The 25,009-nt window shown below is 71.4% G+C and carries 20 protein-coding genes; 10 read left to right on the top strand and 10 right to left on the bottom strand.

All coding sequences use genetic code 11. From position 1 onward, the window contains the following. Positions 1 to 55: 55 nt before the first annotated feature. Positions 56 to 1,342, bottom strand: a complete 1,287-nt coding sequence (locus ABIA33_RS28225) for an adenylosuccinate synthase (protein ID WP_370085464.1) — start codon at positions 1,340 to 1,342, stop codon at positions 56 to 58. A gap of 133 nt (positions 1,343 to 1,475) precedes the next feature. Here ABIA33_RS28225 and ABIA33_RS28220 point away from each other — a divergent pair, with 133 nt between their 5' ends. After that, the gene (locus tag ABIA33_RS28220; protein WP_370085463.1) at positions 1,476 to 2,561 is read left to right on the top strand and encodes a diacylglycerol kinase family protein; all 1,086 of its coding nucleotides are present in this window, start codon (positions 1,476 to 1,478) and stop codon (positions 2,559 to 2,561) included. A gap of 7 nt (positions 2,562 to 2,568) precedes the next feature. Here ABIA33_RS28220 and ABIA33_RS28215 read toward each other — a convergent pair whose 3' ends face one another. Then, complete coding sequence (locus tag ABIA33_RS28215) at positions 2,569 to 3,777, bottom strand: cytochrome P450 (RefSeq protein ID WP_370085462.1); 1,209 nt, start codon at positions 3,775 to 3,777, stop codon at positions 2,569 to 2,571. Positions 3,778 to 4,027: 250 nt separating this feature from the next. Between ABIA33_RS28215 and ABIA33_RS28210 the strand changes: the two genes are divergently transcribed. Continuing rightward, positions 4,028 to 4,447 (top strand): DUF3151 domain-containing protein, encoded by a 420-nt coding sequence (locus ABIA33_RS28210; RefSeq protein ID WP_370085461.1) that lies wholly within the window; start codon positions 4,028 to 4,030, stop codon positions 4,445 to 4,447. A 123-nt stretch (positions 4,448 to 4,570) separates the two neighbouring features. Here the strand turns inward: ABIA33_RS28210 and fbaA are convergent, their stop codons facing one another. Further along, the gene (gene fbaA, locus ABIA33_RS28205; protein ID WP_370085460.1) at positions 4,571 to 5,593 is read right to left on the bottom strand and encodes a class II fructose-bisphosphate aldolase; all 1,023 of its coding nucleotides are present in this window, start codon (positions 5,591 to 5,593) and stop codon (positions 4,571 to 4,573) included. Between the two features lie 247 nt (positions 5,594 to 5,840). Between fbaA and ABIA33_RS28200 the strand changes: the two genes are divergently transcribed. After that, positions 5,841 to 6,884, top strand: coding sequence for a hypothetical protein (locus ABIA33_RS28200; protein ID WP_370085459.1), 1,044 nt, complete (start codon positions 5,841 to 5,843; stop codon positions 6,882 to 6,884). Between the two features lie 31 nt (positions 6,885 to 6,915). After that, a complete protein-coding gene (locus ABIA33_RS28195) occupies positions 6,916 to 7,635 on the top strand; it encodes a DedA family protein (protein WP_370085501.1) in 720 nt (239 codons plus the stop codon). A 59-nt stretch (positions 7,636 to 7,694) separates the two neighbouring features. Here the strand turns inward: ABIA33_RS28195 and pyrE are convergent, their stop codons facing one another. From pyrE to ABIA33_RS28170, 5 genes are all read right to left on the bottom strand, one after another. Continuing rightward, positions 7,695 to 8,231 (bottom strand): orotate phosphoribosyltransferase, encoded by a 537-nt coding sequence (gene pyrE / locus ABIA33_RS28190; protein ID WP_370085458.1) that lies wholly within the window; start codon positions 8,229 to 8,231, stop codon positions 7,695 to 7,697. Between the two features lie 32 nt (positions 8,232 to 8,263). Continuing rightward, positions 8,264 to 9,127, bottom strand: a complete 864-nt coding sequence (locus ABIA33_RS28185; protein ID WP_370085457.1) for an aldose 1-epimerase — start codon at positions 9,125 to 9,127, stop codon at positions 8,264 to 8,266. A 100-nt stretch (positions 9,128 to 9,227) separates the two neighbouring features. Then, entirely contained in the window at positions 9,228 to 10,235 is a 1,008-nt protein-coding gene (locus ABIA33_RS28180; RefSeq protein ID WP_370085456.1) for a CoxG family protein, read from the bottom strand. 114 nt (positions 10,236 to 10,349) lie between these two features. Then, positions 10,350 to 12,182 carry a spermidine synthase gene (locus tag ABIA33_RS28175; RefSeq protein ID WP_370085455.1) on the bottom strand — a complete coding sequence of 611 codons (1,833 nt, stop codon included), beginning with the start codon at positions 12,180 to 12,182 and terminating at the stop codon, positions 10,350 to 10,352. A 140-nt stretch (positions 12,183 to 12,322) separates the two neighbouring features. Then, positions 12,323 to 12,829, bottom strand: coding sequence for a DUF2617 family protein (locus ABIA33_RS28170; RefSeq protein WP_370085454.1), 507 nt, complete (start codon positions 12,827 to 12,829; stop codon positions 12,323 to 12,325). A 641-nt stretch (positions 12,830 to 13,470) separates the two neighbouring features. Here ABIA33_RS28170 and ABIA33_RS28165 point away from each other — a divergent pair. From ABIA33_RS28165 to ABIA33_RS28145, 5 genes are all read left to right on the top strand, one after another. Continuing rightward, positions 13,471 to 16,923 (top strand): DNA polymerase III subunit alpha, encoded by a 3,453-nt coding sequence (locus tag ABIA33_RS28165; RefSeq protein WP_370085453.1) that lies wholly within the window; start codon positions 13,471 to 13,473, stop codon positions 16,921 to 16,923. Continuing rightward, positions 16,920 to 17,915: a hypothetical protein gene (locus tag ABIA33_RS28160; RefSeq protein WP_370085452.1), complete on the top strand. Its 996-nt coding sequence runs from the start codon at positions 16,920 to 16,922 to the stop codon at positions 17,913 to 17,915. The genes ABIA33_RS28165 and ABIA33_RS28160 overlap by 4 nt, the downstream gene beginning before the upstream one ends. Positions 17,916 to 18,049: 134 nt before the next feature. Beyond that, positions 18,050 to 18,943: a hypothetical protein gene (locus tag ABIA33_RS28155; RefSeq protein WP_370085451.1), complete on the top strand. Its 894-nt coding sequence runs from the start codon at positions 18,050 to 18,052 to the stop codon at positions 18,941 to 18,943. Positions 18,944 to 19,271: 328 nt separating this feature from the next. Continuing rightward, complete coding sequence (locus ABIA33_RS28150; RefSeq protein WP_370085450.1) at positions 19,272 to 19,550, top strand: hypothetical protein; 279 nt, start codon at positions 19,272 to 19,274, stop codon at positions 19,548 to 19,550. Beyond that, positions 19,547 to 20,449, top strand: a complete 903-nt coding sequence (locus tag ABIA33_RS28145; protein ID WP_370085449.1) for a hypothetical protein — start codon at positions 19,547 to 19,549, stop codon at positions 20,447 to 20,449. Before ABIA33_RS28150 ends, ABIA33_RS28145 begins: the two co-directional genes overlap by 4 nt. A 27-nt stretch (positions 20,450 to 20,476) precedes the next feature. Here ABIA33_RS28145 and ABIA33_RS28140 read toward each other — a convergent pair whose 3' ends face one another. Continuing rightward, positions 20,477 to 21,643 (bottom strand): pyridoxal phosphate-dependent aminotransferase, encoded by a 1,167-nt coding sequence (locus ABIA33_RS28140; protein WP_370085448.1) that lies wholly within the window; start codon positions 21,641 to 21,643, stop codon positions 20,477 to 20,479. A gap of 219 nt (positions 21,644 to 21,862) precedes the next feature. Then, positions 21,863 to 22,618: a hypothetical protein gene (locus ABIA33_RS28135; RefSeq protein WP_370085447.1), complete on the bottom strand. Its 756-nt coding sequence runs from the start codon at positions 22,616 to 22,618 to the stop codon at positions 21,863 to 21,865. A gap of 150 nt (positions 22,619 to 22,768) precedes the next feature. On the opposite strand from ABIA33_RS28135, the gene ABIA33_RS28130 reads away from it, so the two are divergent. Next, positions 22,769 to 24,883: an N-6 DNA methylase gene (locus tag ABIA33_RS28130; protein ID WP_370085446.1), complete on the top strand. Its 2,115-nt coding sequence runs from the start codon at positions 22,769 to 22,771 to the stop codon at positions 24,881 to 24,883. The last annotated feature ends 126 nt before the right edge of the window (positions 24,884 to 25,009 follow it).

The following is a 25,009-nucleotide window of genomic DNA, read 5'->3' as shown; positions in this document are numbered from 1 at the left end:
GTCGTCCGACCGGCAGGAACTGCGACAGGAACTACGACAGGAACTACGACAGGAACTACGACAGGAACGAGCGGATCTGGATCGTCTCGGTCCGGCCGGGGCCGACGCCGATCGCCGAGATCGGGGCGCCGGACATGTCCTCGAGCGCCTTCACGTACGCCTGGGCGTTCTTGGGCAGGTCCTCGAAGGTCTGCGCCTTGGTGATGTCCTCCGACCACCCCGGCAGGTTCTCGTAGATCGGCTTCGCATGGTGGAAGTCGGTCTGCGAGTACGGCAGTTCGTCGAACCGCTTGCCGTCGATCTCGTACGCCACGCACACCGGGATCTGCTCCCAGCCGGTCAGCACGTCCAGCTTGGTGAGGAAGAAGTCGGTGAGGCCGTTGACCCTGGTCGCGTAGCGGGCGATCGGGGCGTCGAACCAGCCGCAGCGGCGGTCGCGGCCGGTGGTGACACCGCGCTCGCCGCCGATCCGGCGCAGCGCGTCGCCGTCGGCGTCCAGCAGCTCGGTCGGGAACGGGCCCGAGCCGACCCGGGTGGTGTAGGCCTTGAGGATGCCGATGACCCGGTCGATCTTCGTGGGACCGATCCCGGAGCCGGTGCAGGCGCCGCCCGCCGTCGGATTGGACGAGGTGACGAATGGGTACGTGCCGTGGTCCACGTCCAGCAGGGTGCCCTGGCCGCCCTCCATCAGCACGACCTTGTTCTCCTCCAGTGCCTTGTTCAGCACCAGGACGGTGTCCGCGACGAACGGGCGCAGCTTCTCCGCGTAGCCGAGGTACTCCTCGACGACCAGGTCGGCCGGGACCGCACGGCGGTTGTAGAGCTTGACCAGGATCTGGTTCTTGTCGTGCAGCGCGGCCTCGATCTTCTGCCGCAGGATGCTCTCGTCGAAGAGGTCCTGGACCCGGATGCCCACACGGTTGATCTTGTCGGCGTAGGCCGGGCCGATGCCGCGCCCGGTGGTGCCGATCTTGCGCTTGCCCAGGAACCGCTCGGAGACCTTGTCCAGGGTCCGGTGGTACGGGGTGATCAGGTGCGCGTTGCCGGAGACGAGCAGCTTCGAGGTGTCCACGCCGCGCTGCTGCAGGCCCACGAGCTCGGAGAACAACACGGCCGGGTCGATGACCACGCCGTTGCCGATCACCGGTGTGCACGAAGGGCTGAGAATGCCCGAGGGCAGCAGGTGCAGTGCATACTTCTGATCGCCTACGACCACCGTGTGACCGGCATTGTTGCCGCCTTGGAAGCGGACTACGTAGTCGACCGAGCCACCGAGGAGGTCGGTGGCCTTCCCCTTGCCCTCGTCGCCCCACTGAGCGCCGACCAGCACGAGTGCGGGCACAGGCGTACACCCCTTTCGGGCGGGGCACAACAGACGGCGGGAAGGCCGCCGTTCTGGCCCCGGATAGACCAAGCCCCTGGCGCAACAGCGCAAGGGGCTCTTACACCGAGAGATTACCCGAGGAAGGAGCGCGGTGTCGGCTGCACGATCGGCGGAAGAGGCGCTGCTGGTGGTGGTCTCGCCCACCGCCCTGGCCCTGGACGGGGAATCCGTGCGGGTCGCCAGGGACGTTCTCGGGGCGGCCTTCGCGATGAAGGCGGTGGTGCCGGGGAGCCTCGCCGAGCTGGAGCGAACGCTTTCGCGCAGGGGTGGCAGGCGACTGGTTGTGATCGGTGATGACCGCGCCCTGCACCAGGTGGTGCAGCTGTTGCACAAGCACGCGGCGCTGAGGTCGGGACCGGTCGGGATCATCCCGGTCGGAAAGGGCGAAAAAGTGGCCCTGGCCAGGTCACTGGGCGCGGCGAGCCGTCCCGTGGACGCAGCCAGGGCCGTGGTGAACGGAGGCGAACGCAGCCTCGACCTGCTGGTGGACGAGAGCGGTGGAGTGGTCCTCGGCGGACTGCAGATTCCGGGGCGTGGAGAGCCCGGTCGGAGCGGCCCGGAACGACCCCGGGGAACAGGCCCGGAACCACCGCGCGCGGGCACCCCCGCCGACCGTACGGAGGAGAGCTCGGCCGGCCCGCAGGCAGGGGCTCCCGACGGTGCAGGGCGTTCGCTCAGGGCGAACAGGGCTGCGTCCGGGCGAGGCATCCAGCTGCCGCTCCCCCGCTCGGGCTGGTCGCCGGACTGGCGTGCCCAACTCGGCCGCACCGCCCGCACGGTCGCGGCGCAACTGCGACCCGCTCGGACCGGACAGACCAGATATTACGGATACTCAGGACATCTCGACCATCAGGCGCGGAACGCACCCGGGCAACCGCTCCGGGTGGAGGCCGACGGGCAGCTTCTCGCCGACTGGGACCGTCCGGTCCGGCTGGTGGCCGTCTGGAACGCGGGCGCGCCCCCCGGACCGGCGCAGCCCGCGGACGGCCTGATGGAGATCCTGCTCAGCGGGCTCACGACGGCGGAGGGACCGCTGCGCGTCCGCGCCCGCCGGATCACCGTGACCGGCGGCCCGTTCACCTACGAGGCCGACGACGACCTCAGCGGACCGGTCGAGCAGCGGACCTGGACGGTCGAGCCGGGCGCCTGGCGGCTGACCGTGCCGCCGGCGGCTTGACGCCGTGTCAGACCTCGACCAGCACCTGCTCCAGACCCCGGATCACGTAGCCCGGCTTCCATCGTGGCTCCTCCACCAGCCGCAGGCCCGGCGCGCGCCGGAGCAGCGCACCGAAGGACTCGACGAGTTCGATCCGGGCCAGCGGCGCGCCCAGGCAGAAGTGGATGCCCGCGCCGAAGCTGAGGTGCGGGTTGTCGGCGCGCGCCAGGTCCAGGCGGTCCGGGTCGGCGAAGCGCTCGGGGTCACGGTTGGCGGAGCCGAAGAGGAGGGCGATCTCGCTGCCGCGCGGGACCAGCGTGCCGCCGATCTCGACGTCCTCCAGAACCCACCGCTCGAACATCTGGAGAGGCGTGTCGTAGCGCATCAACTCCTCGACGGCGGTGGGCAGCAGCGCCTCCGGGGCAGCGCGCAGCGCGGCCAGCTGGTCGGGGTTGCGGAACAGCGACCACCAGCCGTTGCCGGTGGTGTTGACCGTCGCCTCATGACCCGCGTTGAGCAGCAGCACGCAGGTGGAGATCATCTCCTGCTCGCTCAGCCGGTCCCCGGCGTCGAGGACACCGATGAGCGCGCTGAGCAGGTCGTCGCCGGGCTCGGCACGCCGCTCGGCGATCTGCCCGCGCAGGTAGTCGGAGAACTCGATGCTCGCGCGGACCGCGCGACGGGCGGTCTCCTCGCTCGGATTGAGCTCGAACATCCCGGTGATATCGGCCGACCAGGGCCTGAGCAGGTGCTGGTCGGCAGCGGGGATACCGAGCATCTCAGCGATTACCGCCACCGGAAGCGGCTCGGCGACCCGCGCCACCAGGTCCCCTCCGCCATCCGCGACCAGGCCGCCGACGAGCTCGTCCGCGAGGCGCTGCACGGTCGGCCGGAGGGACTCGACCATGCGGGGGGTGAACGCCTTGGAGACCAGGCGGCGGATCCGCGTGTGGTCGGGGGCCTCCAGGTCCAGCAGGCCGTTTCCGTTGAGGATGTGGAACGGCTCCTGCTCGGGCGGCGGCGCGGTGCGGCCGAACTCCTCGTGGGTGTAGCGGTGCAGATAGGTGCGGCCGAGGCGGCGGTCCCGCAGCAGCGCGTTGACGTCCTCGTAGCGCGACACCAGCCACTGCCCGCTGGGCTCGAAGTACGTCACCGGAGCCTGCTCGCGCAGTTCGGCGTAGGCGTCGTAGGGGTGCGCGACGAAGGCGGCGGACCAGGGGTCGAAGACGGTGCTCATGCGCTGCTGCTCCTGCTTCTGCTTCGCAGGTGGAACGGAGGGTGCGGTCACCCTACGCGACAGCGCCGGGCGACGGCCGCTCGCAGGGTCGGTCGCACGGCCGCTCGCACGGCCGCTCGCACGGTCGGTCGCACGGCCGCTCGCACGGTCAGCCGTCGACGTGCAGTTGGTCGCCCCGGATTGGTCTGTCATGTTCGTGGAGGAACACGGTGATCGGCCCACGACGGTTCCGGATGGCAGACTTCACGGCATGAGCATCCACAAGAATCTGCTGGGCGGCCCGGAGCCGACCCTGCTTCCCGAGGACGAGCAGCCCTACCGCCTGCTGGCGGAGGAGTCCGCGTCGCCCGTGCAGGTGGCAGCCGACTTCCCGACGTTCTCGCTGGCCTGGGCCATGCTCGCCGACGACGCGTATGACGCGGGGCACGTGGTCGAGTCGTACGCCTACGCCCGCACCGGCTACCACCGCGGGCTCGACGCGCTGCGTCGCAGCGGCTGGAAGGGTCACGGACCGATTCCGTGGGAGCACCGGGCCAACCGCGGCTTCCTGCGCTGCCTGGCGGCGCTCGCCCGGGCCGCCGGCGCGATCAACGAGACCGAGGAGTCCACGCGCTGCTGGGAGTTCCTGAAGGACAGCAGCCCTGAGGGCTACGCCGCGCTGAAGCAGTAGCGCAGGGGGAAGCGTAGGCAGGCGAGCGACAACAACAGGGGCGCGAGGAACTGCGCGACCAACCCTCCACGAAGGTGCAGGTCTGGCAGCGCAGTTCCACGCCCCTGGGTCGTAACGGAGTTGCTACTTGAGGCGGGTGCCCGCCGAGCGCAGGCTCTGGGTCGCCTCGACCACGCGGGCGGCCATCCCGGCCTCGGCCAGCTTGCCCCAGGTGCGCGGGTCGTAGGTGCTCTTCTTGCCGACCTCGCCGTCGACCTTCAGCACACCGTCGTAGTTGCGGAACATGTGGTCCACGACCGGGCGGGTGAAGGCGTACTGGGTGTCGGTGTCGAGGTTCATCTTCACGACGCCGTTCTCCAGTGCGGTGGCGATCTCCTCGGCGCTGGAGCCGGAGCCGCCGTGGAAGACGAAGTCGAACGGGTCGGTCCTGCCGTACTGCTTGCCGATTGCGTCCTGCAGCTCGCGCAGCAGCTCCGGCTTGAGGACGACGTTGCCCGGCTTGTAGACGCCGTGCACGTTGCCGAAGGACGCGGCCAGCAGGTAGCGGCCCTTCTCGCCCAGGCCGAGGGCCTCGGCGGTGCGGACGGCGTCGTTGACGGTGGTGTAGAGGTTGTCGTTGATCTCGTGCGAGACGCCGTCCTCCTCACCACCGGTCGGGGTGATCTCGACCTCAAGGATGATCTTCGCGGCGGCGGCCTGGGCCAGCAGCTCCTGCGCGATCGCCAGGTTGTCGCCGAGGGTCTCGGCGGAGCCGTCCCACATGTGCGACTGGAACAGCGGGTTCTCGCCACGGGCGACACGCTCGGCGGAGATCGCCAGCAGCGGGCGGACGTAGCCGTCGAGCATGCCCTTGGGGCAGTGGTCGGTGTGCAGCGCGACGGTGATGTCGTACTTGCCGGCCACGATGTGGGCGAACTCGGCAAGGCCGACCGCGCCGGTCACCATGTCCTTGTTGTACTGGCCGCCCAGGAACTCCGCACCGCCGGTGGAGATCTGGATGATGCCGTCGCTCTCGGCCTCGGCGAAGCCGCGCAGTGCGGCGTGCAGGGTCTGCGTCGAGGTGACATTGATGGCCGGGTAGGCGAACTTGCCTGCCTTCGCCCGGTCCAGCATCTCGCTGTAGACCTCGGGAGTTGCGATGGGCATACGGATCCGCTCCTGTCGGTGATGCGTCTACGGATACTGCGACCCCGACCAGGGGCCGGGCAACCAGCGCCATTGTCCCATCCCCCGCCACCGGGTTCACCCGCGCGGGGGACACCCGCGCCGCAACCGCCCGCGCCAGACTAGATCAGCACAAAAGGATCATAAGGTTCACAACGGTATATAAGCCGCACGGATGTGAACCTGGCGGCGCACTCGCGACTGGACAACGACGGGACGGGGCACCGCCATGGCACGCACAGGACGGCTCGGCAGGACGGGGATGGCGCTGGCCACCGGAACGGCGCTCAGCCTCACCCTGGCTGCCGGGGCCGGACACGCCGCGAACAGCCCGCAGCAGGCGTCGGGGCAGTCGGTCTGCGGGGCGACCTCCGCCGACCTGCGGCAGCCCCCCGCAGAGCCCGTCCCCGCCGCTGCGCCCGCCGCCGCTGCCCCCAGCGGCGCCCCCGCCCCGCCCCTCGCCTACGCGCAGCCGGCGCAGCTGCCGATCGGCCTGTGGTCGGCGGCCTTGGTGACGCTGCGCGCGCCGGCCGGACACGGCACCGTCCGCCTCGACCTGACCAGCAAGGGCTTCAGCACGGACTCCGTCGAGATCCAGCGGTACATCCCCGCGGCGCACCGCTGGCTCGACCTCGCGGTCGCCTCCGGCAGCGCCGCCTTCCCCACCCACGGCAGCTTCAGCTTCCCCGTCGACACCCGCTCGGCCACGCCGCAGACTGTCGCGCTGCGGCTCCAGGACCTCGACCGGCCCGGCAGCCTCACCGTCGCGGCCTCCTACGCCGACGACCACGGCCACCGCTACCGCGCACCCGCGCGCACCGCCGCCGTCACCCGCCCCGACGCCACCCTCACCGGCTGGCCCGCCCACCCCCTCGCGCTCTTCCGCGGAGGACCGGCCCAGGAGGTGACGCTGACGGTCAGGAACACCACCGACCGCGCCTACCCGGCGGTGAGCGTCCTGTTCTACGCCTACGGCACCGGCGGCGGACGGGTGCTCACCCCGCGCGACCTGATCCTGGAGCAGTACCTCGCGGGCGGCGGCTGGACCAGGCTGCCCCTCGTCGCCGGCTCCTGCGACCCCGGCCTCAGTGCCGCCCCGCACCCCGCCGCCGGACTGCGGCTCGCACCCGGCGCGACAGCGGTCTTCCGGCTGCGGCTCGGCGTCGCCGCGAGCGCGCCGAGGAAGGTGTCCATGGCGGACGCCGGCCTGTCGGTGCAGAGCGGAGACGCCTCCCTGACGTCCACGAGGCTGCCCTTCACAGTGCGGAGCTAGCCGCGCAGGCTACTCTGCGCGGGTGACGACCATGACTCTCGCGTTGAACGTCCTCGACGCCAAAGCCCTGATCTCCCAACTGGGTACGGTCGGGCTGCTCGCGATCATCTTCGCCGAGACCGGACTGCTCGTCGGCTTCTTCTTCCCGGGCGACTCGCTGCTGATCCTCGGCGGCGTGGCCGCGTCCAGTGCTGGCCTGAAGGTCCTCGGCACCCAGATGCCGATCGGGGTGCTGCTCGTCGGCGCGCCGGTCTGCGCCGTCGCGGGCGCGCAACTGGGCCATCTGCTCGGGGCCAAGGCCGGACGGAAGCTCTTCGACCGGCCCAAGTCCCGGCTGTTCCGAAGGGAGCACGTCGACAAGGCCGAGGAGTACTTCCTGAAGTTCGGCCCGGCGAAGGCCGTGGTCATGGCCCGCTTCATCCCCGTCGTGCGGACCTTCCTCAACCCGGTGGCCGGCACGCTGGAGATGCCCGCGCGGACGTTCTTCCTGTGGAACGTCGTCGGCGGTGTGATCTGGACCGAGTCGATGCTGATGATCGGTTACCAGTTCGGCGCGTCGATGGCCCCGGTCATCGACAAGTACCTGATCCCGGCGATGGCACTGATCATCCTGCTGTCGCTGTCGCCGATCCTGGTGGAGGTGCTCCGGGACCGGCGCCGGAAGGCCGCCGCCGGCGCGGCGGGCGACGTGCCCGGGCCGGCGGCCCCGCGCGACGAGGCCACCGTCGGCGGGCGTCACCGCAAGCGCTGACGCCCGGCCCCGACGGTCGCCGACGGTCGCCGACGAGCCTGCCCCGGGCCGGCCGGCCGCTACAGGTCGAGGTCGGCCAGGGAGTACGCCGCCAGGTAGGGCAGGCCCTGCGCCTCGATCGTCGGGGCGGCGCCGCGCTCCACGATCACCGCGACCGCGACGACCTCGCCGCCGGCCTCCCGCACCGCCTCGACGGCGGTCAGCGGCGAACCACCGGTGGTCGAGGTGTCCTCGACCACCAGCACCCGGCGGCCCTTCACGTCCGTGCCCTCGATCCGGCGCTGCATCCCGTGGGCCTTCTGGGCCTTGCGGACGACGAACGCGTCGAGGCGGGCTCCGCGCGCGGCGGAGGCGTGCAGCATGGCCGTGGCGACCGGGTCCGCGCCGAGAGTGAGCCCGCCCACCGCGTCGAAGTCCAGGTCAGCGGTCAGGTCCAGCATCACCTGGCCGACGAGCGGCGCGGCCTGCCCGTCCAGGGTGATCCGGCGGAGGTCGATGTAGTAGTCGGACTCCAGGCCCGAGGACAGGGTGACCTTGCCGTGGACCACGGCCTTGGTCCTGATCTGGTCGAGAAGCGCGTCGCGGTGGTTGCTCATGAGGCCCCAGCGTATCGGGCGGCCCCTGCCGGTCAGGGACGCCGCCAGGTCCAGGTCGTGCCGACCTCCAGCGGCTCGATCCGGGTGACCAGCCGCGGGGCGGTGTTGAGGCCGTTCGGCGGGCCGGACTGGGGCTCGACGCAGATGGCGTCGGGCTGCTCGTCGAAGACCACCAGCCAGCGGCAGTCGGACGTGATCTCCAGGCTCAGTTCGCCCTCCCAGACCAGGGTCGCGGCGACCCCGTCCGGCATGCCGAAGCAGTCGTCGCGGAGACCCGGCAGCGGGTCGATCCGGCGGCCGGTCGGGAGGTGGTCCGCGCCGCGCTCCTCCTGCCAGGCCGGAGCGAAGTCCAGCCGGACCGGAGCGCCGCCGTCCGAGAGCTGCTTGCGGAACCACGGATGCCAACCGGCCTGCGCCGGGAAGGAGTCGGCGCGGGTCTCCACGGAGAGGGTGGTGCGCAGCGACTCAGGGGTCAGCTCGAACAGCTGGGTGACCCGCCCGGCATAGGGCCAGGGGCCGACCAGGTCGTAGTAGAAGGCGGCGGTGCTGTCCCCGGCGGGGGCGGCGGGCCGCCAGGCGCTGCGGACGCCGGTGCCGTGGATCGCGTGCGGCGGCATGTCGATCGGGAGCTGGTGGCGCACCTGCGCGTTGTTCCAGCGGCCGTGGTCGACCCGGCCCGCGTAGGGAACCATCGGGAAGGACCCATAGGCGAACACGCCTTCGCCCTCCCCCTCGCCCTCGGCCCGCGCGGCCGGGTCGTCCGCCGTCCGCAGCAGCTCGACGCCGCCGACGCGGAGGCTGCCCAGACGGCAGCCGTCCTCCGGCAGGACGGTCACATCGACGTCTCCGGCGCTGAGCCGGATCGTGGCGGGGGACGTCGAAGCGGGGCGTGACACAGGGCCTCCTGGCGCGGTGGGTCAGACCGACCGGCAAAGGGCGGGTCTGAACGGGGGGTAAGTCGTCCTGTCCGGAACGACGTTACGACCTCCCAGGTCGTTACCCACGCCTGCGCAGGGCGCGGACCAGGATCACCGCTCCGCCGAGCAGGGCGACGCCTCCGCCGACCATCCACGGCACACGGTTGCGCTCGACCTCGGCGGTCGGCGGCTCGCCCATGCGGCGCTCCGGTGCGCTCCAGCGGGCGGCGGCCCGGGAGCGGGCGCTGCGGGACGGGAGCGCGGGTCCGTAGCGGCCGCGCGGCGGGGCGTGGTCGACCTCCTCGGCGGAGCGGCCGACGATGCTGCGGCGGTTCGGCTGCGCGTCCCCCCAGGGCTCGTCGAGGGCGGCCGCGCCGTTGAACGCCCCCGGGGCGGTGGCCGGTTCCTCGATCAGGAACAGCTCCGCGTCGTCGGGGCTGCCGGGGACGTCGAAGTCGTCGAGGTCGTCCAGGTCGTTGGGGACGTCGAAGTCGGCCAGCCGGGAGAGGTCGGTGAGCTCGCCCAGGTCGACCAGCTCCGAGAACAGCCGTGGGTCCTCGTCGGGGAACTCGGCGACCGGCTCCGCCACCGCCGGGTCCTCCGCCAGGGCGGCACAGAAACGATCCAGCAGACGGCGGACGGCGACCGTCACCGCCTGCGGGTCCAGATCCTCTATCCGGCCCTTGGCGGCGAGCGCGCAGCGGAACACCACGCGGCTGCGGTCCTCGGCCGAGTCGACGCGGTCCGCGCCGCCGTCCGCCGACCTGCCGCTCGCGCTGCCGTCCGGGAGCACGGCGATCCGCACCGTTCCCGACACCTCGCCGCTGCCCACGGACTGCTCCGCCCGGACTGCGAACGCGGCGTCGCCGCCGTCCGCTTCCCGATCCTCCAACCGGAGTTCACCGCGGTAGGTGATGGAGGAGCCGCCGACGCGCAGCTTCAACCGCCCGGCGAGGACGGGCTCCCCGTCCTGGTCGACCTGGTCCTCGGCGGTGAAGCCCGGCAGGCACCGGGCCAGCAGTTCGGGGCGGCGCAGCGACCGTCGGAGGGTGTGCGGCGGCAGCGGTACCAGAACCTCATGCTCCATGCCTTGGAAGCCTACAGACCGGGCGGCGCGGAAGGGGCGCATGATGCCGCGAGTTCTTTGAAGCCGGCCGTCGGCTGCTTCTCAAGGCGTTCTCAACGGGTTCTCAACGCGTTCTCAACGCGGGTGGAGCAGCGTCGAGGGTTCCTGGTCACGGGCCGGACGGCGGGCGTCGGCGAGGGCGATGGCGAGCCGCAGCGCGGAGGCGTCCATTCTGCCGGGTGCCAGGTGCGCGGCGGACGGCAGCAGCAGCGGTGGTCCGCTGGAGGCGAGGATGAAGCCCCAGTCGGCGGGCCCGTTGCAGGACCGGTCGGCGGGCACGGAGTAGTCGACCGTGTGCAGCCCGGCGGAGCGCAGGGTGCTGTCCGCCTCCCAGTAGGACGGGGTGGCGACGGAGCCGGCGTGGACGGCGAGCCTTCCGGACGGGGTGAGCATCCCTCGGACCAGGCCGTAGAACTCCTGGGTGTAGAGCTTGCGTCCGGTGTCGAGGCCGGGGTCGGGCAGATCCGCGACGACGACGTCGTAGGGCGCTTCGCGCCGGGACGCCGAGCGCAGCCAGCCGAAGGCGTCGCCGGTGACCACCTGGACCCGGGGGTCGTCCAGGGCATGGTGGTTGAGCTGGGACAGGACCGGATCGGTGCGGGCGAGGTACAGCACCTCCGGGTCGAGCTCGACGAGGGTGACGCTCTGCACGCCGGGCCGGCGCAGTGCCTCGTGCACGGCGAGGCCGTCCCCGCCGCCGAGGACCAGCACGCGGGCGTGCGGCCCGGCGAGGGCAGGCTGGACCAGTGCTGCGTGGTAGCGGGCCTCGTCGGCGCCGCAGACGGCGAGCCTGCCGCCCAGGTACAGCCGGAGATCGGGAAATGACGGACCGTCAGTGGCGGGCAGGGTAGGCGGCGGGTAGCCGTCGACGGCGGTACGGGGCGGGGGCACCCGCTCGCCCACCGCACCGGCCTGCCAGGCGGGCAGGGCCGAATGCGGATCGGAAGGCGGATCGGAAGCCGGATCGGAAGGCGGGCCCGAAGCAGCGCCCGAATCAGGAGCCGAGGGCGGAACCGAGGCTGGAACCGGCGGTGCGGACGGACTCGGCGACGGCGGGCTCGGTCGCGGGGGTGGCGGGCTCGGTCGCGGGGGTGGCGGCGGGGGCGGTCCGCCGACCGGCCCGGTGAGGACGATCTCCTGGTAGCGGCTCTGGGCGACGAAGCGGATCGGGGCCCCGTACATGGCGTGCCTCGCCGCGCGTTCGAACGCCCCGGTGAGCGCGGCGGCGACGGACAGCAGGATCAGCACGATCCCGCAGAGGCTCCACAGAAGGGCCCTGACCCGTCGTGAGGGCTCCCTCGGGAAGAGCCAGAGCACGACGACCGCCCCGGCGACGGCGTTGACGCCGCCGGTGACCAGCGCCCCGGTGGCCTGTCCGAACGCGGGGAGCAGCAGGAACGGGAAGGCGAGCCCGCCGACGAGCGCGCCGACGTAGTCGGCGGCGAAGAGGTCGGCGACGGCGCGGCCCGCCTCCTGGCGGCGGATCCGCTGGATCAGGGTCATCAGCAGCGGGATCTCCGCGCCGATGAGCGTGCCGATGACCAGGGCGACGGCGACCAGCGCGGCCCGGTAGTGGCCGATCCAGACGAAGCAGCCGTAGAGGGCGAGGACGGACAGCCCGCCGACGAGCGCGAGGGCGCTCTCCACCAGCGCGAACGCGGTGGCGGGGCGGCAGGTGAAGCGTTTGGCCAGCAAGGAGCCCACGCCCATGGCGAAGACCATCACGGACAGCACCACGGACGCCTGGGTGACGGAGTCGCCGAGCAGGTAGCTGCCGAGCGCGACCAACTCCAGCTCGTACACCAGTCCGCAGGCAGCGCAGATGAACGCCGCGAGCAGCACCAGCAACCGGGCGGCACGGGTGCCGACGGCCGAGAGTTGCGGAGGTCCTGCGGAATGGTTGATCACGAACAAACGCTAGGCGACGCCTAGGTACGCCCACTTCCCCTGGAGGAGTGATAGGAGAGGATGCTGGATTGACGCTTCGCTCAATTGAACGTATTTGGTGAACGCATTTGGAGAAATCCCAGCCAGGAGCCGTCGGCCCTTCACTCCCGTGCCTTCAGCGAGGACCGGGTGCACACCAGCCGTCCTTCCTGCGGATAGGCGTGCCAGGTGCGCCAGTAGATCTCCCGCTCGTCGCCCCCGGCGAGCATTGCGGTGAACGCCGTGGGATCACCCGGGAAGACTCCGGCCAGGCCGTGCGGATGGTTCTCGACGAGCGCGAGCAACTCCTGCGCCCGTCCGGCGAAGCTCTGCGGCTGGAGCGTTTCCACACGTGCGGCGAATTCGTACTCCCAACCCTGGACGCGTTCCGCGACCCGGGCCGGGAGCGGGGTCCGGCGCCCCGGCAGGCAGGCGACCGTCTCGGAACAGCGGGCGGCCCCGGCCCCCAGCACGACCTGGTGGGACGCGCCGAGCAGGCGAAGCTGGAGGTCGACGGGCCCGATCCGCAGATCGAGCACGGCGAGCGCGGGCAGCTCCTGGCTGCCCAGGCACCACGCGAGGTCACCGGCTCGGGTGTCGGTGTAGGTGGTATGGAGAGTGGTGAGCATTCTGGCTCCGCGTACTCGGGTCACTCGAGGGCACCGGGATCGGAACAGCCGCCGTGGGCACAGCCGCCCACAGCGGCAGGTCATTCGGGGGACTCAGGAAGGGAAGCACGAATACTCCGTGTTCGTAGAGCATTTACCCAACTTCATCGCCCTGCCATCATTCCGGGATGGATTGCTTCTCCCTCTGGCCGTCGTAGTGGCCGGGCCTGCACGCTGACATGGGAAAACCGAGCTCAGCGGGATAGTGGGACGCGCACATGACACGACTCGGACAAGATTTGGCGGAGTGTCACATGCCTTAGGCAATCCACATAGGCACTGTCCAGACTCGTTCTTCACTCCATCGAGGGTCACTCGCACGGCACAGCCACCCGTCAATGTCGCTCGGCGGCGTTAGCCCTCCGGGATGGCGACACACCGCCAACCGCGGTGATCTTGAACCGCGATGATCTTGATGCCTCCACACCGAGCCCTGCCGGAGTCACAAATGCCGCAAGAGTAAAATTTCAGTCATATCGCCCATTCAGTCCACCGACACCCATCGACTCGATCACATGTTCGAAAACTTGGTCTAAGGTGAGGGTGGGGTCCGACGGTCGGGCCGGGCGAGGGGGCTCAGTGGGCAGCAGGAGGTGCATGGTGTGTTTACGCATCTGCACACCTGCTCGGGCTATGCCGTCCGCTACGGGGCCAGCCATCCCGGCGCGCTGGTCCAGCGCGCCGCCGAGCGCGGCATGGACGCCCTCGCGCTGACCGACCGGGACACCGTCGCCGGTGTCGTCCGCTTCGCGATGGCGTGTTCGAACGCCGGGCTGCGGCCGGTGTTCGGGGTGGATCTCGCGGTCGCCCCGATCCTGCCGGCCACGGTCGAGCGGCGCCGTACGCCGGTGCGCGGCGGCGCGTACGTCGTCGAGCCGCCGCTGCGGATCGTCCTGCTCGCCCAGGACCGCGGCGGCTGGGCACGGCTGTGCCGCCTGGTGTCGGCCGCGCACGCGTCGACCGGCGGCGGAGCACCGGTGCTGTCCTGGCCTGCGCTGCGCGAGCACGCCGGGCCGGGCCTGATCGCCCTGCTCGGACCGGTCTCCGAACCCGTCCGGATGCTCGCGCAGGGCCGCCCGGACCTCGCCGAACAGCAGCTGCTCCCGTGGCGCGACCTGTTCGGGCCACAGCTGCGCCTCGAGGCGCTCTCGTACGGCCTGCCCGGCACCGGACCAGGGTCGCTGAGGCTGGCCGCCCACACGGTCGGCCTGGCCGACCGGCTCGGCATCCCGGCCGTGCTGACCAACGCGACCCGCTACGCCGACCCCGGTCAGCACCGCACGGCGGATGTGCTGGACGCGGCCCGGCTGCTGCGGCCGATCGACCGGCGACAGCTCGACAGCGGCGAACGCTGGCTGAAGGACCCTGCCGCCATGGCCGGAATCGCGGAGCGGATCGCCCGGGCGGCCGGACAGGAGCGCGGTGCCGCCCGGCTGCTCGCCGCGACCGAGGACACCGCCCAGAGCTGCCGGATCGACCCGGCCGGGGATCTGGGGATGGGCCGCGTCCACTTCCCCGAGCCCGAGCTCGTCGGAGCCAGTGCCACCTCGGCCGCACGCGTCCTGCGCGAGCGCTGCGAGGCGGGCCTGGTTCGCCGCGGCCTGGACCGCTCGGCGGCCGCCCTGGTCCGGCTGAGCGAGGAGCTCGGCGTCATCGAAGAGCTCGGCTACCCGCCGTACTTCCTGACCGTGGCCACGGTCGTGGCCGACGCACGCGCGCTCGGCATCCGGGTGGCGGCCCGGGGCTCCGGCGCCGGGTCACTGGTCAACTACACGCTGGACATTTCGAACGTGGACCCGATCACCAACAGCCTGGTCTTCGAGCGGTTCATGTCGATGCGCCGCCGCAGCCTGCCCGACATCGACCTGGACACCGAGAGCGCCCGCCGCCTCGACGTCTACCGGGCGATCATCGAACGCTTCGGTACCGAGCGGATCGCGACCGTGGCGATGCCGGAGACCTACCGCGCCCGCTTCGCGCTGCGCGACACCGGGATGGCCCTCGGCATCGCCCCGGCCGAGGTCGACGAGATTGCAAAATCGTTTCCTCACATCCGCGCCGGTGACATCCGCGCCGCCCTGAAGGAGCTGCCGGAACTGCGCCCGCTCGCCGCCCGGGCGCAGCACTACGGCCTGCTGTGGGAGTTGGCCGAGGGGCTCGACGGCCTGCCGCGCGGGGTGGCCATGCACCCCTGCGGAGTTCTGCTGTCCGACTCCACCCTGTTGGACCGGACCCCGGTCGTGCCCACGTCCGGCGAGGCATTCCCGATGAGCCAGTTCGACAAGGAGGACGTCGAACAGATGGGGCTGCTGAAACTGGATGTGCTGGGTGTGCGGATGTGGTCGGCCATGGCCCACGCCACGGCGGAGATCAGCCGCGCCACCGGTGAGGCCGTCGACCTGGACGAGGTGCCCCTGGACGACCCGACGGTGTTCGACATGATCCGCGCCTCCGACACGCTGGGGACCTACCAGCTCGAATCGCCGGGTCAGCGCGACCTGCTGGCCCGGCTCCAGCCCACCACGGTGAACGACATCGTCGCCGACATCAGCCTGTTCCGGCCCGGTCCCGTCGCCGGGGGCATGCCGGAGCAGTACATCGCCGCCCGGCACAGCAACCGGTCGCCGCGGTATCCGCACAAGGATCTGGAGCCGGCACTCAGGGACACCTTCGGCGTCACGATCTGGCACGAGCAGATCATCGGAATCATCGCGACCATGACGGGGTGCGACCGGGCGCTGGCCGAGGAAGCACGACGGGCGCTGGCCTCCAGCGAACGTCAGCCGAAGGTCAAGGCCTGGTTCCACCGCGAGGCCACGGCACGCGGCTATGCGGCGGAGGTGCTGGCCGAGGTCTGGGGCATCCTGGAGGGGTTCGGGGCGTTCGGCTTCGCCCGCGCGCACGCCGCCGCCTTCGCCGTACCCGCGCTGCAGAGCGCCTGGTTGAAGGCCCACCATCCGGCGGCGCTCTACGCGGGACTGCTGGAGCACGACCCGGGGATGTGGCCGCGCCGGGTGATCCTGGCGGATGCCCGCAGGCACGGCGTGCCGATCCTGCCGGTGGACGTCTCCCGGTCCGGAACCGCCTACCGGATCGAGCAGGAGCGGGGAACCTGGGGTCTGCGGCTCGCCCTGTCCGGGGTCCGGGGCATCACCGCGGCCGAAGCGCGACGGATCGAGGCCGGGCAGCCGTACTCCTCGCTCACGGACTGGTGGCAGCGGACCCGCCCCTCGCTGCCGGTCGCCCAACACCTGGTGCAGATCGGCGCGGTGGACGCGATCGCCGCCGACCTGACCCGCCGCGACCTGCTGCTGCAGATAGCCGAACTGCACCACCAGCACCGCGCGACGGCGGTGGACGGCCAGCTGTCGCTCGCCGGCGGCGAGACGGCCGTCCGGGCGGGGCTTCCGGAGATGACCGAGGGCGAACGCACCGGCGCTGAGCTGGAGGTGCTCGGTATGGACACCTCCCGGCATCTGATGGAGCATCACCACCGGCTGCTGGAGGAGGTGGGCGCGACCCCGGCCCGACGGCTGCGGTCCGTTTCCGCGGGGGACAGCGTGCTCGTCGCCGGCATCCGGGCCTCGACCCAGACGCCGCCGATCGCCAGCGGACGCCGGGTCATCTTCGTCACGCTCGACGACGGGAGCGGCCTGGTCGACCTGGCGTTCTTCGAGGACAGCCACGAGGCCGTGGCCCACACCGTCTTCCACAGCGGACTGCTGCTGGTCCGCGGTACCCTCCAGCGCCGCGGCGGACGCGGCATCAGCATCGTGGGCACCGCCGCCTGGGACCTCCAGGAACTCGCCGACCTGCGGCAGAGCAGCGAGGGCCTCGACGCCGTCGCAACCCGGCTCGCCGACAGCCCCGGTGCGGAGGCGGCCGCTCAGGGCGCGGATCGGCCTGCCGGCCGGGGTGTCGGCCCGGCAGTCGAGCGCCGTCTGCGGGAGACCACCGGCGCCGAGCTGCATCCGTGGGCCGATCTGCAGCCTGCGGGTGACCGCTCCGCTCCGGCCCGTCGGCTCTGGCACGCATCGCCCGGGAGCGCCGGATGACTCCCACGGTGCTGTACGTGCACTTCCACCCCGCCTCCGGGCTTCTGCTCGGCGAGGACGCCTACGCACGGCTGCTGACGGTCCTTCACGAGATCACTCCGGTCGTTCAGGCCCTGCCGCCCGATGCCGCGCTGCTCGACCTCGACGGCGCGGTGCGGTACCACAACCGCAGCGTGGAGGATCTGGCTGTACTGATCCGCGTGCGGGTGCTGGGCCGGTACGGCTCCGACTCCACCATCGGCGTCGCCCCGAACCCCATGCTCGCCCGCATGACAGCGTGGGACGGCATGCCCGGCGGCGTGCGGTTGCTGCCCGACGACCCGGACGCCATCACGGAGTTCCTGGCCGACAAGTCCCCGATCGCGCTGCCCGACATCGGACCCGTCACCGCCAAGACGCTCGGCACATACGGGCTGACCAGCATCGGCCGGATCGCCGCCACCTCGATGGGCACCCTGCAGCGCATCCTCGGCGCCGACGCCGGGCGACTGCTCCACGAGCGGGCGCACGGGATCGACCGCTACCCGGTGGTACCGGGCCTGCCGCTGCGCACGGTCAGCGCGGAGCGGCGGTTCGAGCGCGACGAGACCGACCCGATCTCGCACCGCAGCGCCGTGCTCGCGGCCACGCGGGATCTGGGAGCCCGACTCCGCGTGGAAGGGCAGGTCGCGCAGTCGCTCACCCTCACGGTCCGCTACGCCGACGGCACGACGACGGTCCGCACCCGCGCGCTGGCCGAACCGACGGCGCACAGCCCCGACCTGACCGCTGCCGGGTACCGGCTGTACGAGCAACTCGGCCTGCAGCGCGCCCGAGTACGCACGATCACCCTCCGCACGGCGGGCCTCCGCCCCGCCGACACCGTCGCCCACCAGCTCAGCCTCGACCCCGACGACGACCGCTCCCGCCGCCTGGAATCCCTCGTCGACCGAACAGCGCTCCACTACGGCCACGTCAGCATCGCCCCCGCCGAACAGTACGGACGGGGGTGAGCGCGCTCCGAAGCTGATCAACTTCGTGTCAGGGGTGGGTTCCTGCTACGTTCCGTGGTCAAACGACAACAGAAAAGGTGACCCCGGCGGTGCGCCAACACCCCGGGGTCCGACACAAGGAGCAACACCTCCCGATGCGGATTCATCGTACTGCCCACGCACGCCACTTCACCGTGCTGCCCAACGCCCTGCTGCAGGACCGACGTCTCTCCTACACCGCCCGTGGCCTGCTCGGGGACCTCCTTACGCGTCCCGACGGCTGGCGCGAGGACGGCCGCCAGATGGCCGATCGCAGCCCGCAGGGACGGCTGGCGGTCAGCCGCGCGTTGAGGGAACTCACCCAGGCCGGGTACTACCGGGTGGACAAGGTTCGCCAGCCGGATGGGACGTTCATCAGCGAGGCCCACGTGTGGGACACGCCCCAGCAGCTCGCGCCAGATCTCACCCGTCCGGGTTCCGGTGCAGTGGCATCCGGGGACCCTGACTGCCACCCCGTAAAGGACTACCGACAAGAACCCTCCCTCCCCGCATCGCAGACCGTCGGGCAGCCGCGCAGCGACCGGGCTACTCCCGGTCCCACCAGCACGGCGGTGAACGAGGCCGTCGCCGTACTGTTCCGGGCGATCCGTCCTGAACCCCGCCTGCGGCTGGGGACGGTCGAGGCACTCGAACTCGCGCCCCTGGTCGCCGCCTGGTTGGAGCGTGGCTGCTCGCAGGCGGACCTGTCCCAGGCCCTGCTGCCGGGCCTGCCGGCGCGAATGCACTCGGCCGCCGGGCTGTTGCGGGACCGACTGGTCCGCAAGCTTCCCCCGGTGCCCGAACCTTCCGTCGCACCCACTACGAGGTGGTTCGAGTGCGGCGCGTGTGGCGATCCAGTGCCCCGGGCCGGTATCTGCCGATCCTGCGCGGGGCTTGGTACGCCCCCCGTGCGGGTAGGCGGTGGCGAGACGACCACGGCCCGGGGCATGGCGAAGGTGCGAGCCGCGATGCGCCCGATCGGAGGTCTACGGACAGCCGACGCGGGCTGACCAGCCGCGGGCAAGTCGCGCTTGCGCAGCAGGTCGGCGGAGGTCGGTGTAGTAGGCGTCGGGCAGGCGCAGGGCCTCGGCCACGACCTACTGGAACGGGCCCGAGCTGACGTATGCCAGGTACTGCTTGGCGGTGCGGACGGCGGCGAGCAGGTCGGGTGCGGCGGTCACCCAAGCCACTCACTCCGTGTTCATCCACCCCTTTTCTTCGGTCCACTCCTTGAGCTCCGCGTACTCAGCAGCAGCACTAATGGTTCAAAACTTGCCCCTCATGCCTACTTCCAAGAGAAAAGTTGCCCTGGCAAGGAGCGGAGGGGAGATTTCGTCCATGAAAGTTGCTCCCAGAGCATCCCCGGCGGATGTCCTTGGGATCCGTCGGGCGGCCGGGCAGAGCGACGTGGAGTCCGTCTGGCTGCGGGCTGAGTGCGAGCAGGTCGCCGTCGAGCCAGTAGACCTCAGCCGTAACGCGTACTCGGCCTTGAAGGAGCTCATCAAAGCCGGGGGAGACCCGGCTCGGGTGCCGGCCTTCACCCGTGCGCCCCACTTCGCCAACGACCCACAGTCCATCGCCAACGCGCTGGCCCTCTTCAATCGGATCTTCAAATGATGTACAACCTCTTTCTCACCGATGTGTTGGAACCGGATCGTCTCGCAGCGACGTTGGCCCAGTACTTCGACGTACCGTCCGCAGAGGTGGAGGTCTCCGACGCAAATGCCGATGAGGACCGGAATTGGGATGCTGTTCTGAGTTGCACATATGAGCAAGTGCACGGTGACCTCACCTGGGCGTTGGAGGTCACCGGCGCCGACAGGGAGTCAGGACGGGTGTCGGAGATTGACCTTGCTGCCGTTCTGGCTGCAGGACTCGGTCAGAGCGTGCTCTGTCCCGCCCAGCCCTTCCCGCCGAGCGCCTATTGGATCGCCTCGCCCGACGGCGTGCGCGCTCGGGCGCGTGTCTATGAGTCGGATGAGGAAGACCTCGTCTACACGATCGACGCGGTGAGCCGGGAGGTATCCGGACTCCCCCAGCTGCGTGTGGCGTCGCAGCCCGAGGTGATTCGGGAGCACCGTATGCCCACTCCGGTGGCTGCGGAGCTCGCCGTGCGACTGTCGGCGCGGCGTGAATCCGTTCCTGCTGACGGCAGAGAGTCGGTACCGGAGATTGAGCGGTACGTCCGGACACGCCTGGGTGCCTGGGAAGCCCTGGCCGCGCGTATGAAGTCGAACTGGCCCCCGGACGGTTGGTACCCCGTCGACTACTACCGCGAGGATCTGGAGACCCGCGACGAACTCGAAAGCGCGATCAGCGGCCTTGATGACGGGGCTGCGGAAATGCTCAGAGAGGCTCTGGGCAAGGTCGACGGCGTGTTCCGGGACAGCACTCTCGAGGACGGGGGAGCAACACTGGGTGAGGCCCTTTCGTTGACCCGTCTGGACCTCGCGCTTCGCGGTTGGTGGTGGCGGTGCATCCCGGATCCACTGCCCTGGGAACAGGCCGAGCTGTGAAGTTACTGGGAACAGTTGCCCCGGTGGTCAGTTCGCCAGGCGTCGGAGCCGTGTGCTGGCACCTTGGAGTACGTCGTCCCTCTTGCAGAAGGTGAAGCGGACCTGGGTGCGGCCGGCGTCGGGGTCGTCGTAGAAGACGGAGTTGGGGACGGCGACGACGCCGCAGCGTTCGGGGAGGGCGCGGCAGAAGGCGTAGCCGTCCTTCTCGCCGAAGGGGGCGATGTCGGTGGTGATGAAGTAGGTGCCCTGCGGGGTGAAGACCTCGAACCCGGCGGCGCGCAGGCCGTCGGCGAGCAGGTCGCGTTTGCGGAGCAGGTCGGTGCGCAGGGTGGTGAAGTAGCTGTCGGGCAGGCGCAGGGCCTCGGCGATGGCGTACTGGAACGGGCCTGAGCTGACGTAGGTCAGGTACTGCTTGGCGGTGCGGACGGCCGCGACGAGCTCGGCGGAGGCGGTCACCCAGCCGACCTTCCAGCCGGTGAAGGAGAAGGTCTTGCCTGCGGAGGAGATGGAGACGGTGCGCTCGCGCATGCCGGGCAGGGCGGCGATGGGGTGGTGGGCACCGTCGAAGACCAGGTGCTCGTAGACCTCGTCGGTGACCACCAGGAGGTCGCGCTCGCAGGCGAGTTCGGCGATGATGCCCAGTTCCTCGGGTGAGAGGACCATGCCGGTGGGGTTGTGGGGCGAGTTGAGCAGCAGCAGCCGGGTGCGCGGGGTGATCGCGGCGCGCAGGGCGTCCAGGTCGGGCCGGAAGTCGGGCGCGCGGAGCGTGAGCGGGACGCGGGTGGCTCCCGCCATGGCGATGCAGGCGGCGTAGGAGTCGTAGAACGGCTCGAACGCGATGACCTCGTCGCCGGGTTCGAGCAGCGCGAGCAGGGAGGCGGCGATGGCCTCGGTCGCGCCCGCGGTGACGAGGACCTCGCGGTCGGGGTCGTAGGCGAGGCCGTAGAAGCGCTGCTGGTGTTCGGCGACGGCGGCGCGCAGCTCGGGGATTCCGGGCCCCGGCGGGTACTGGTTGCCGTGCCCCGCGCGGATGGCGCGGACCGCCGCCTCGGCGATCTCGGCTGGTCCGTCGGTGTCGGGGAAGCCCTGCCCGAGGTTGATCGACCCGGTCGCGATGGCCAGCGCCGACATCTCCGCGAAGATAGTGGTCCCCATCCCGTCCAGACGGCGGTTCAGCAGCGGCCTCGCACTCATGCGCCCACGTCTCCTTCGACTGCGGTGTCCCGAACCGCAGACTAGAGGATTCGCGCCCCGGGTCGCGTCGCTGGGGCGGCCCGGAGCGGCCCCGGGGCGGGGCTCCGGCGTGGTGCGCCCGGCGCTCCCCAGGCCGCAAGGGGGAGCGCCGGGCGGGACGCCGTGCCGTCCCCCGACGGCCGGTGTCCGGTCTGGGGCGCCCGATCCGAGCGGTTCCGCTCAGCCCGCCGCCGCGACGTTCTTGACCAGGTGCCTGGTCAGCGTCACACCCTCGGAGCCGGTGGTGTTCTGGTCGTTGTAGAGGGTCGTCACCACCCGGTTCCCGACCCGGGCCGCGACCAGCGTGGTCCCTCCGCTGAAGGACTTCGACGTGATGACCGCCTGCACCGCCTCGTCCCCCAGTCCGGGAATGCTCTTCGTCGTGAGCTTCGCCGTGTAGGCCGTACCGCTCTGGACGAGCTTGAAGGTGGCGCACTCCGCGAAGACGTGCTTCAGGTGGGCTATGACCGTGTGCGCGTCGCTGCCCCGGAAGGCGTCGATCTGCTGCGCGAACATGTTGCTGTAGCTGTCGGTGAAGTCGTTCCCGGCGAAGGAGCCGCTGCCGATCCCCGCAGCGGTGATCCAGTTCGTGGCTCCGAGGGCGTCGCACGCCTTCGCGGTGGAGACCGCGGCCGTGGAGGGCTCGATGAACACGTCGCCGCTGTTCTGCGACCCGCTCGGGTCCGCCTTGAGTGACTTCGGGACCGCCCCGGAGGGGAGCAGCAGGGAGGCGAGCTTCGTCCCCGTGGACACTCCGGCGTTGGGGTCGGCCTGGGCCGCAGGCGTGGTCGCGGTGGTCGCTGACGGGGCGTCCGAGGCCGCACCGGACGCGGCCGGCACGGCGGATGTCTGCGTGGCGGAGGAGCAGGCGGCGAGGCCGAGGACTGCGGTGGCGCAGACCGCCGCCAGGAGGGTCCGGTGAAGGTGCTGAGACATGCGGGGGAGGTGCCCCTTCCGGGCTGGTGCTTGTGATCGGCAGGACAATGAGACCATTGCTTGTGAACCGCGTCAACACAAATTCTATCCGTGAAGCGGCGTGTATGATCAGCCTCTCGCCGTCCAGCCGCCACAGAAGGGGCCCGCACAGTGCCGGAGCGCAGGACACCGGAGCGCAGGACACCTGAGCACAGGACAGAGGTCACGGCGGGCGGGATTGCGCGGCTCGCGGGAGTCGGGCGCGCCGCCGTCAGCAACTGGCGCCGCCGGCACGCGGACTTCCCCAAGCCTGTCGGCGGCACGGACACCAGCCCCACCTTTGACCTCGGCGAGACCGAACAATGGCTGCGCGACCAGGGAAAACTGACCCGTGTCCCGCTGCGGGAACGGGTCTGGCAGCAGGTCGAACAGGACCCGGCCGGAGCTGCCGCGGCGCTGCGCCGGATCGGAGCCGTGCTGCTGCTGGTCCGCGACCGGCCGACGGTGTGGGCGGGCCTGGCCTCCGCGACCGATCAGAACCTTGCGTCCGGTCTGCCCGACGCGCTCGCCGACGTGCTGCGGGAACGGCTGGGCGACGACCACCCGGTGCCGGTTCCAACGGCGGACGAGGCGTCAGCATGCCTGCCACTGCTGCGCGGCGGCGCCGAACTCGGCGGCGGCCTCGGCCCGCGCCAGGCGTTCGAGTTCCTGATGAGCCGTCATATGGAGTCAGGTGCACGCCAGTACACGCTGACGCCGGCCGAACCAGCGGAACTCATGGCCGAACTCGCGGGCCCGGCAGGCAGGGTGCTCGACCCGGCGTGCGGCTTCGGTGGGCTGCTGCGCGCCGCCGGGCCCTCGGCGGCGGTGTCCGGCCAGGAGCTGGATCCGGACCTCGCCGCGCTGACCGCCCTGCGCCTCGCCCTGCACACGGACGGGCCGGTCCGGGTCCGGGTCGGCGACAGCCTGCGCGCGGACGCGTTCCCCGGGCTCGGCGCGGACGCGGTGCTGTGCCACCCGCCGTTCAACGAACGCGCCTGGGGCCACGACGAGCTCGCCTACGACGCCCGCTGGGAATACGGGTTCCCGCCGCGCACCGAATCCGAACTCGCCTGGGTCCAGCACGCGCTGGCACACGCGCGGGAAGGCGGCAGCGTCGTCCTGCTGATGCCGCCCGCCGCGGCCTCCCGCCGCTCCGGACGCCGGATCCGGGCCGACCTGCTGCGCCGTGGGGCACTGCGCGCAGTGATCGCCCTGCCCGCCGGAGCGGCGCCGCCGTTCGGCATCCCGCTGCACCTGTGGGTGCTGCGCCGCCCCGGCGCAGGCTCGCCCCCGCCGCAGCAGCTCCTCCTGGTGGACGCGGGCGACCTGGGCGGCGGCGAGAAGCTGCCGTGGCAGGCCGTCCGCACGGCGGTGCTCGAGGCGTGGCGCGCCTTCGACCAGGACGGGGCCGTGCCTCAGCGGCCCGGTCTCAGCCGCACGTTGCAGGTGATCGACCTGCTGGACGACGACGTGGACCTCGCCCCTGCGCGGCACCTCGCGCCGCCGGTGGTGGGCGGCGGGGCGACCGGACTGACCGAGGTCCGCGACCGGCTCACGTCCACCCTGCGCCGTACCGCCGAGCTGGCACCCGCCGCCGGCAGTCGGGGGGAGCCCGCGCACTGGCCGCTGACCAGCGTCGGCGAGCTGGCCCGGGCGGGGGCGCTGGTGATGCGGGCCGGCGGCGCCGGAGCGATCGCCGGCAGTGGCGGCACCGGCGACCGCGGCGGTACTGGCGGCGATGGCGGTACCAGCGACGGGGGCAGCAGCACGGCGGTGCTGACCGAGCACGACGTCGTGGCCGGTAGCGGGCCCTCCGGCGTACTGCCCGAAGGGGCCGACGAGGAGCCCGTGTTGACCCGGATCGGCGACGTGGTGGTACCGGTCCTCGGCCGGGGCGCGGTGGCCCGGCTCGTCGACGAGGCGACGGCGGGAGCCGCGCTGGGCCGCAACGTCTACCTGCTGCGGCCCGACCCGGCGGCGCTCGACCCGTGGTTCCTGGCCGGGTTCCTGCGCGGCACCGCCAACAACCGGCAGGCCAGCAGCTACACCACCAGCTCCACCCGGCTGGACGTGCGCCGGCTCCAGGTGCCCCGACTGCCGCTCGCCGACCAGCGGCGCTACGGCGAGCGTTTCCGCACCCTGGCCGCGTTCGAGGAAGCGCTGCGGCTCACCGGCAGGCTGGGCGAACAACTCGTGCAGGGCCTGTACGACGGATTGACGGACGGCAGCGTCGATCCGGAATGACACGGTGGCCGTCCCAGCGGGGCGGCGGGGTCGCTACGCTCACCCCAGCACCGGCTGCCCGCGCCATCGGGACGGCCGCCGCGACGGCCATGCGACCGCCGCCGCCACCGCCCGACGACCAGGAGC

This window comes from Streptacidiphilus sp. MAP12-16 (assembly GCF_041262165.1).
Classification (GTDB): Bacteria; Actinomycetota; Actinomycetes; order Streptomycetales; family Streptomycetaceae; genus Streptacidiphilus.
This window is presented reverse-complemented; position numbering and strand designations above follow the sequence as displayed.

What these genes read in the sequence shown, in the direction of transcription:
- ABIA33_RS28195 (WP_370085501.1), top strand. Translation starts at nt 6,916, where the DNA reads ATGACTCTCGCGTTGAACGTCCTCGACGCCAAAGCCCTGATCTCCCAA.
- ABIA33_RS28215 (WP_370085462.1), bottom strand. Translation starts at nt 3,777, where the DNA reads ATGAGCACCGTCTTCGACCCCTGGTCCGCCGCCTTCGTCGCGCACCCC.
- fbaA (WP_370085460.1), bottom strand. Translation starts at nt 5,593, where the DNA reads ATGCCCATCGCAACTCCCGAGGTCTACAGCGAGATGCTGGACCGGGCG.
- ABIA33_RS28150 (WP_370085450.1), top strand. Translation starts at nt 19,272, where the DNA reads ATGAAAGTTGCTCCCAGAGCATCCCCGGCGGATGTCCTTGGGATCCGT.
- ABIA33_RS28180 (WP_370085456.1), bottom strand. Translation starts at nt 10,235, where the DNA reads ATGGAGCATGAGGTTCTGGTACCGCTGCCGCCGCACACCCTCCGACGG.
- ABIA33_RS28155 (WP_370085451.1), top strand. Translation starts at nt 18,050, where the DNA reads ATGCGGATTCATCGTACTGCCCACGCACGCCACTTCACCGTGCTGCCC.
- ABIA33_RS28210 (WP_370085461.1), top strand. Translation starts at nt 4,028, where the DNA reads ATGAGCATCCACAAGAATCTGCTGGGCGGCCCGGAGCCGACCCTGCTT.
- ABIA33_RS28140 (WP_370085448.1), bottom strand. Translation starts at nt 21,643, where the DNA reads ATGAGTGCGAGGCCGCTGCTGAACCGCCGTCTGGACGGGATGGGGACC.
- ABIA33_RS28135 (WP_370085447.1), bottom strand. Translation starts at nt 22,618, where the DNA reads ATGTCTCAGCACCTTCACCGGACCCTCCTGGCGGCGGTCTGCGCCACC.
- ABIA33_RS28200 (WP_370085459.1), top strand. Translation starts at nt 5,841, where the DNA reads ATGGCACGCACAGGACGGCTCGGCAGGACGGGGATGGCGCTGGCCACC.
- pyrE (WP_370085458.1), bottom strand. Translation starts at nt 8,231, where the DNA reads ATGAGCAACCACCGCGACGCGCTTCTCGACCAGATCAGGACCAAGGCC.
- ABIA33_RS28160 (WP_370085452.1), top strand. Translation starts at nt 16,920, where the DNA reads ATGACTCCCACGGTGCTGTACGTGCACTTCCACCCCGCCTCCGGGCTT.
- ABIA33_RS28170 (WP_370085454.1), bottom strand. Translation starts at nt 12,829, where the DNA reads ATGCTCACCACTCTCCATACCACCTACACCGACACCCGAGCCGGTGAC.
- ABIA33_RS28145 (WP_370085449.1), top strand. Translation starts at nt 19,547, where the DNA reads ATGATGTACAACCTCTTTCTCACCGATGTGTTGGAACCGGATCGTCTC.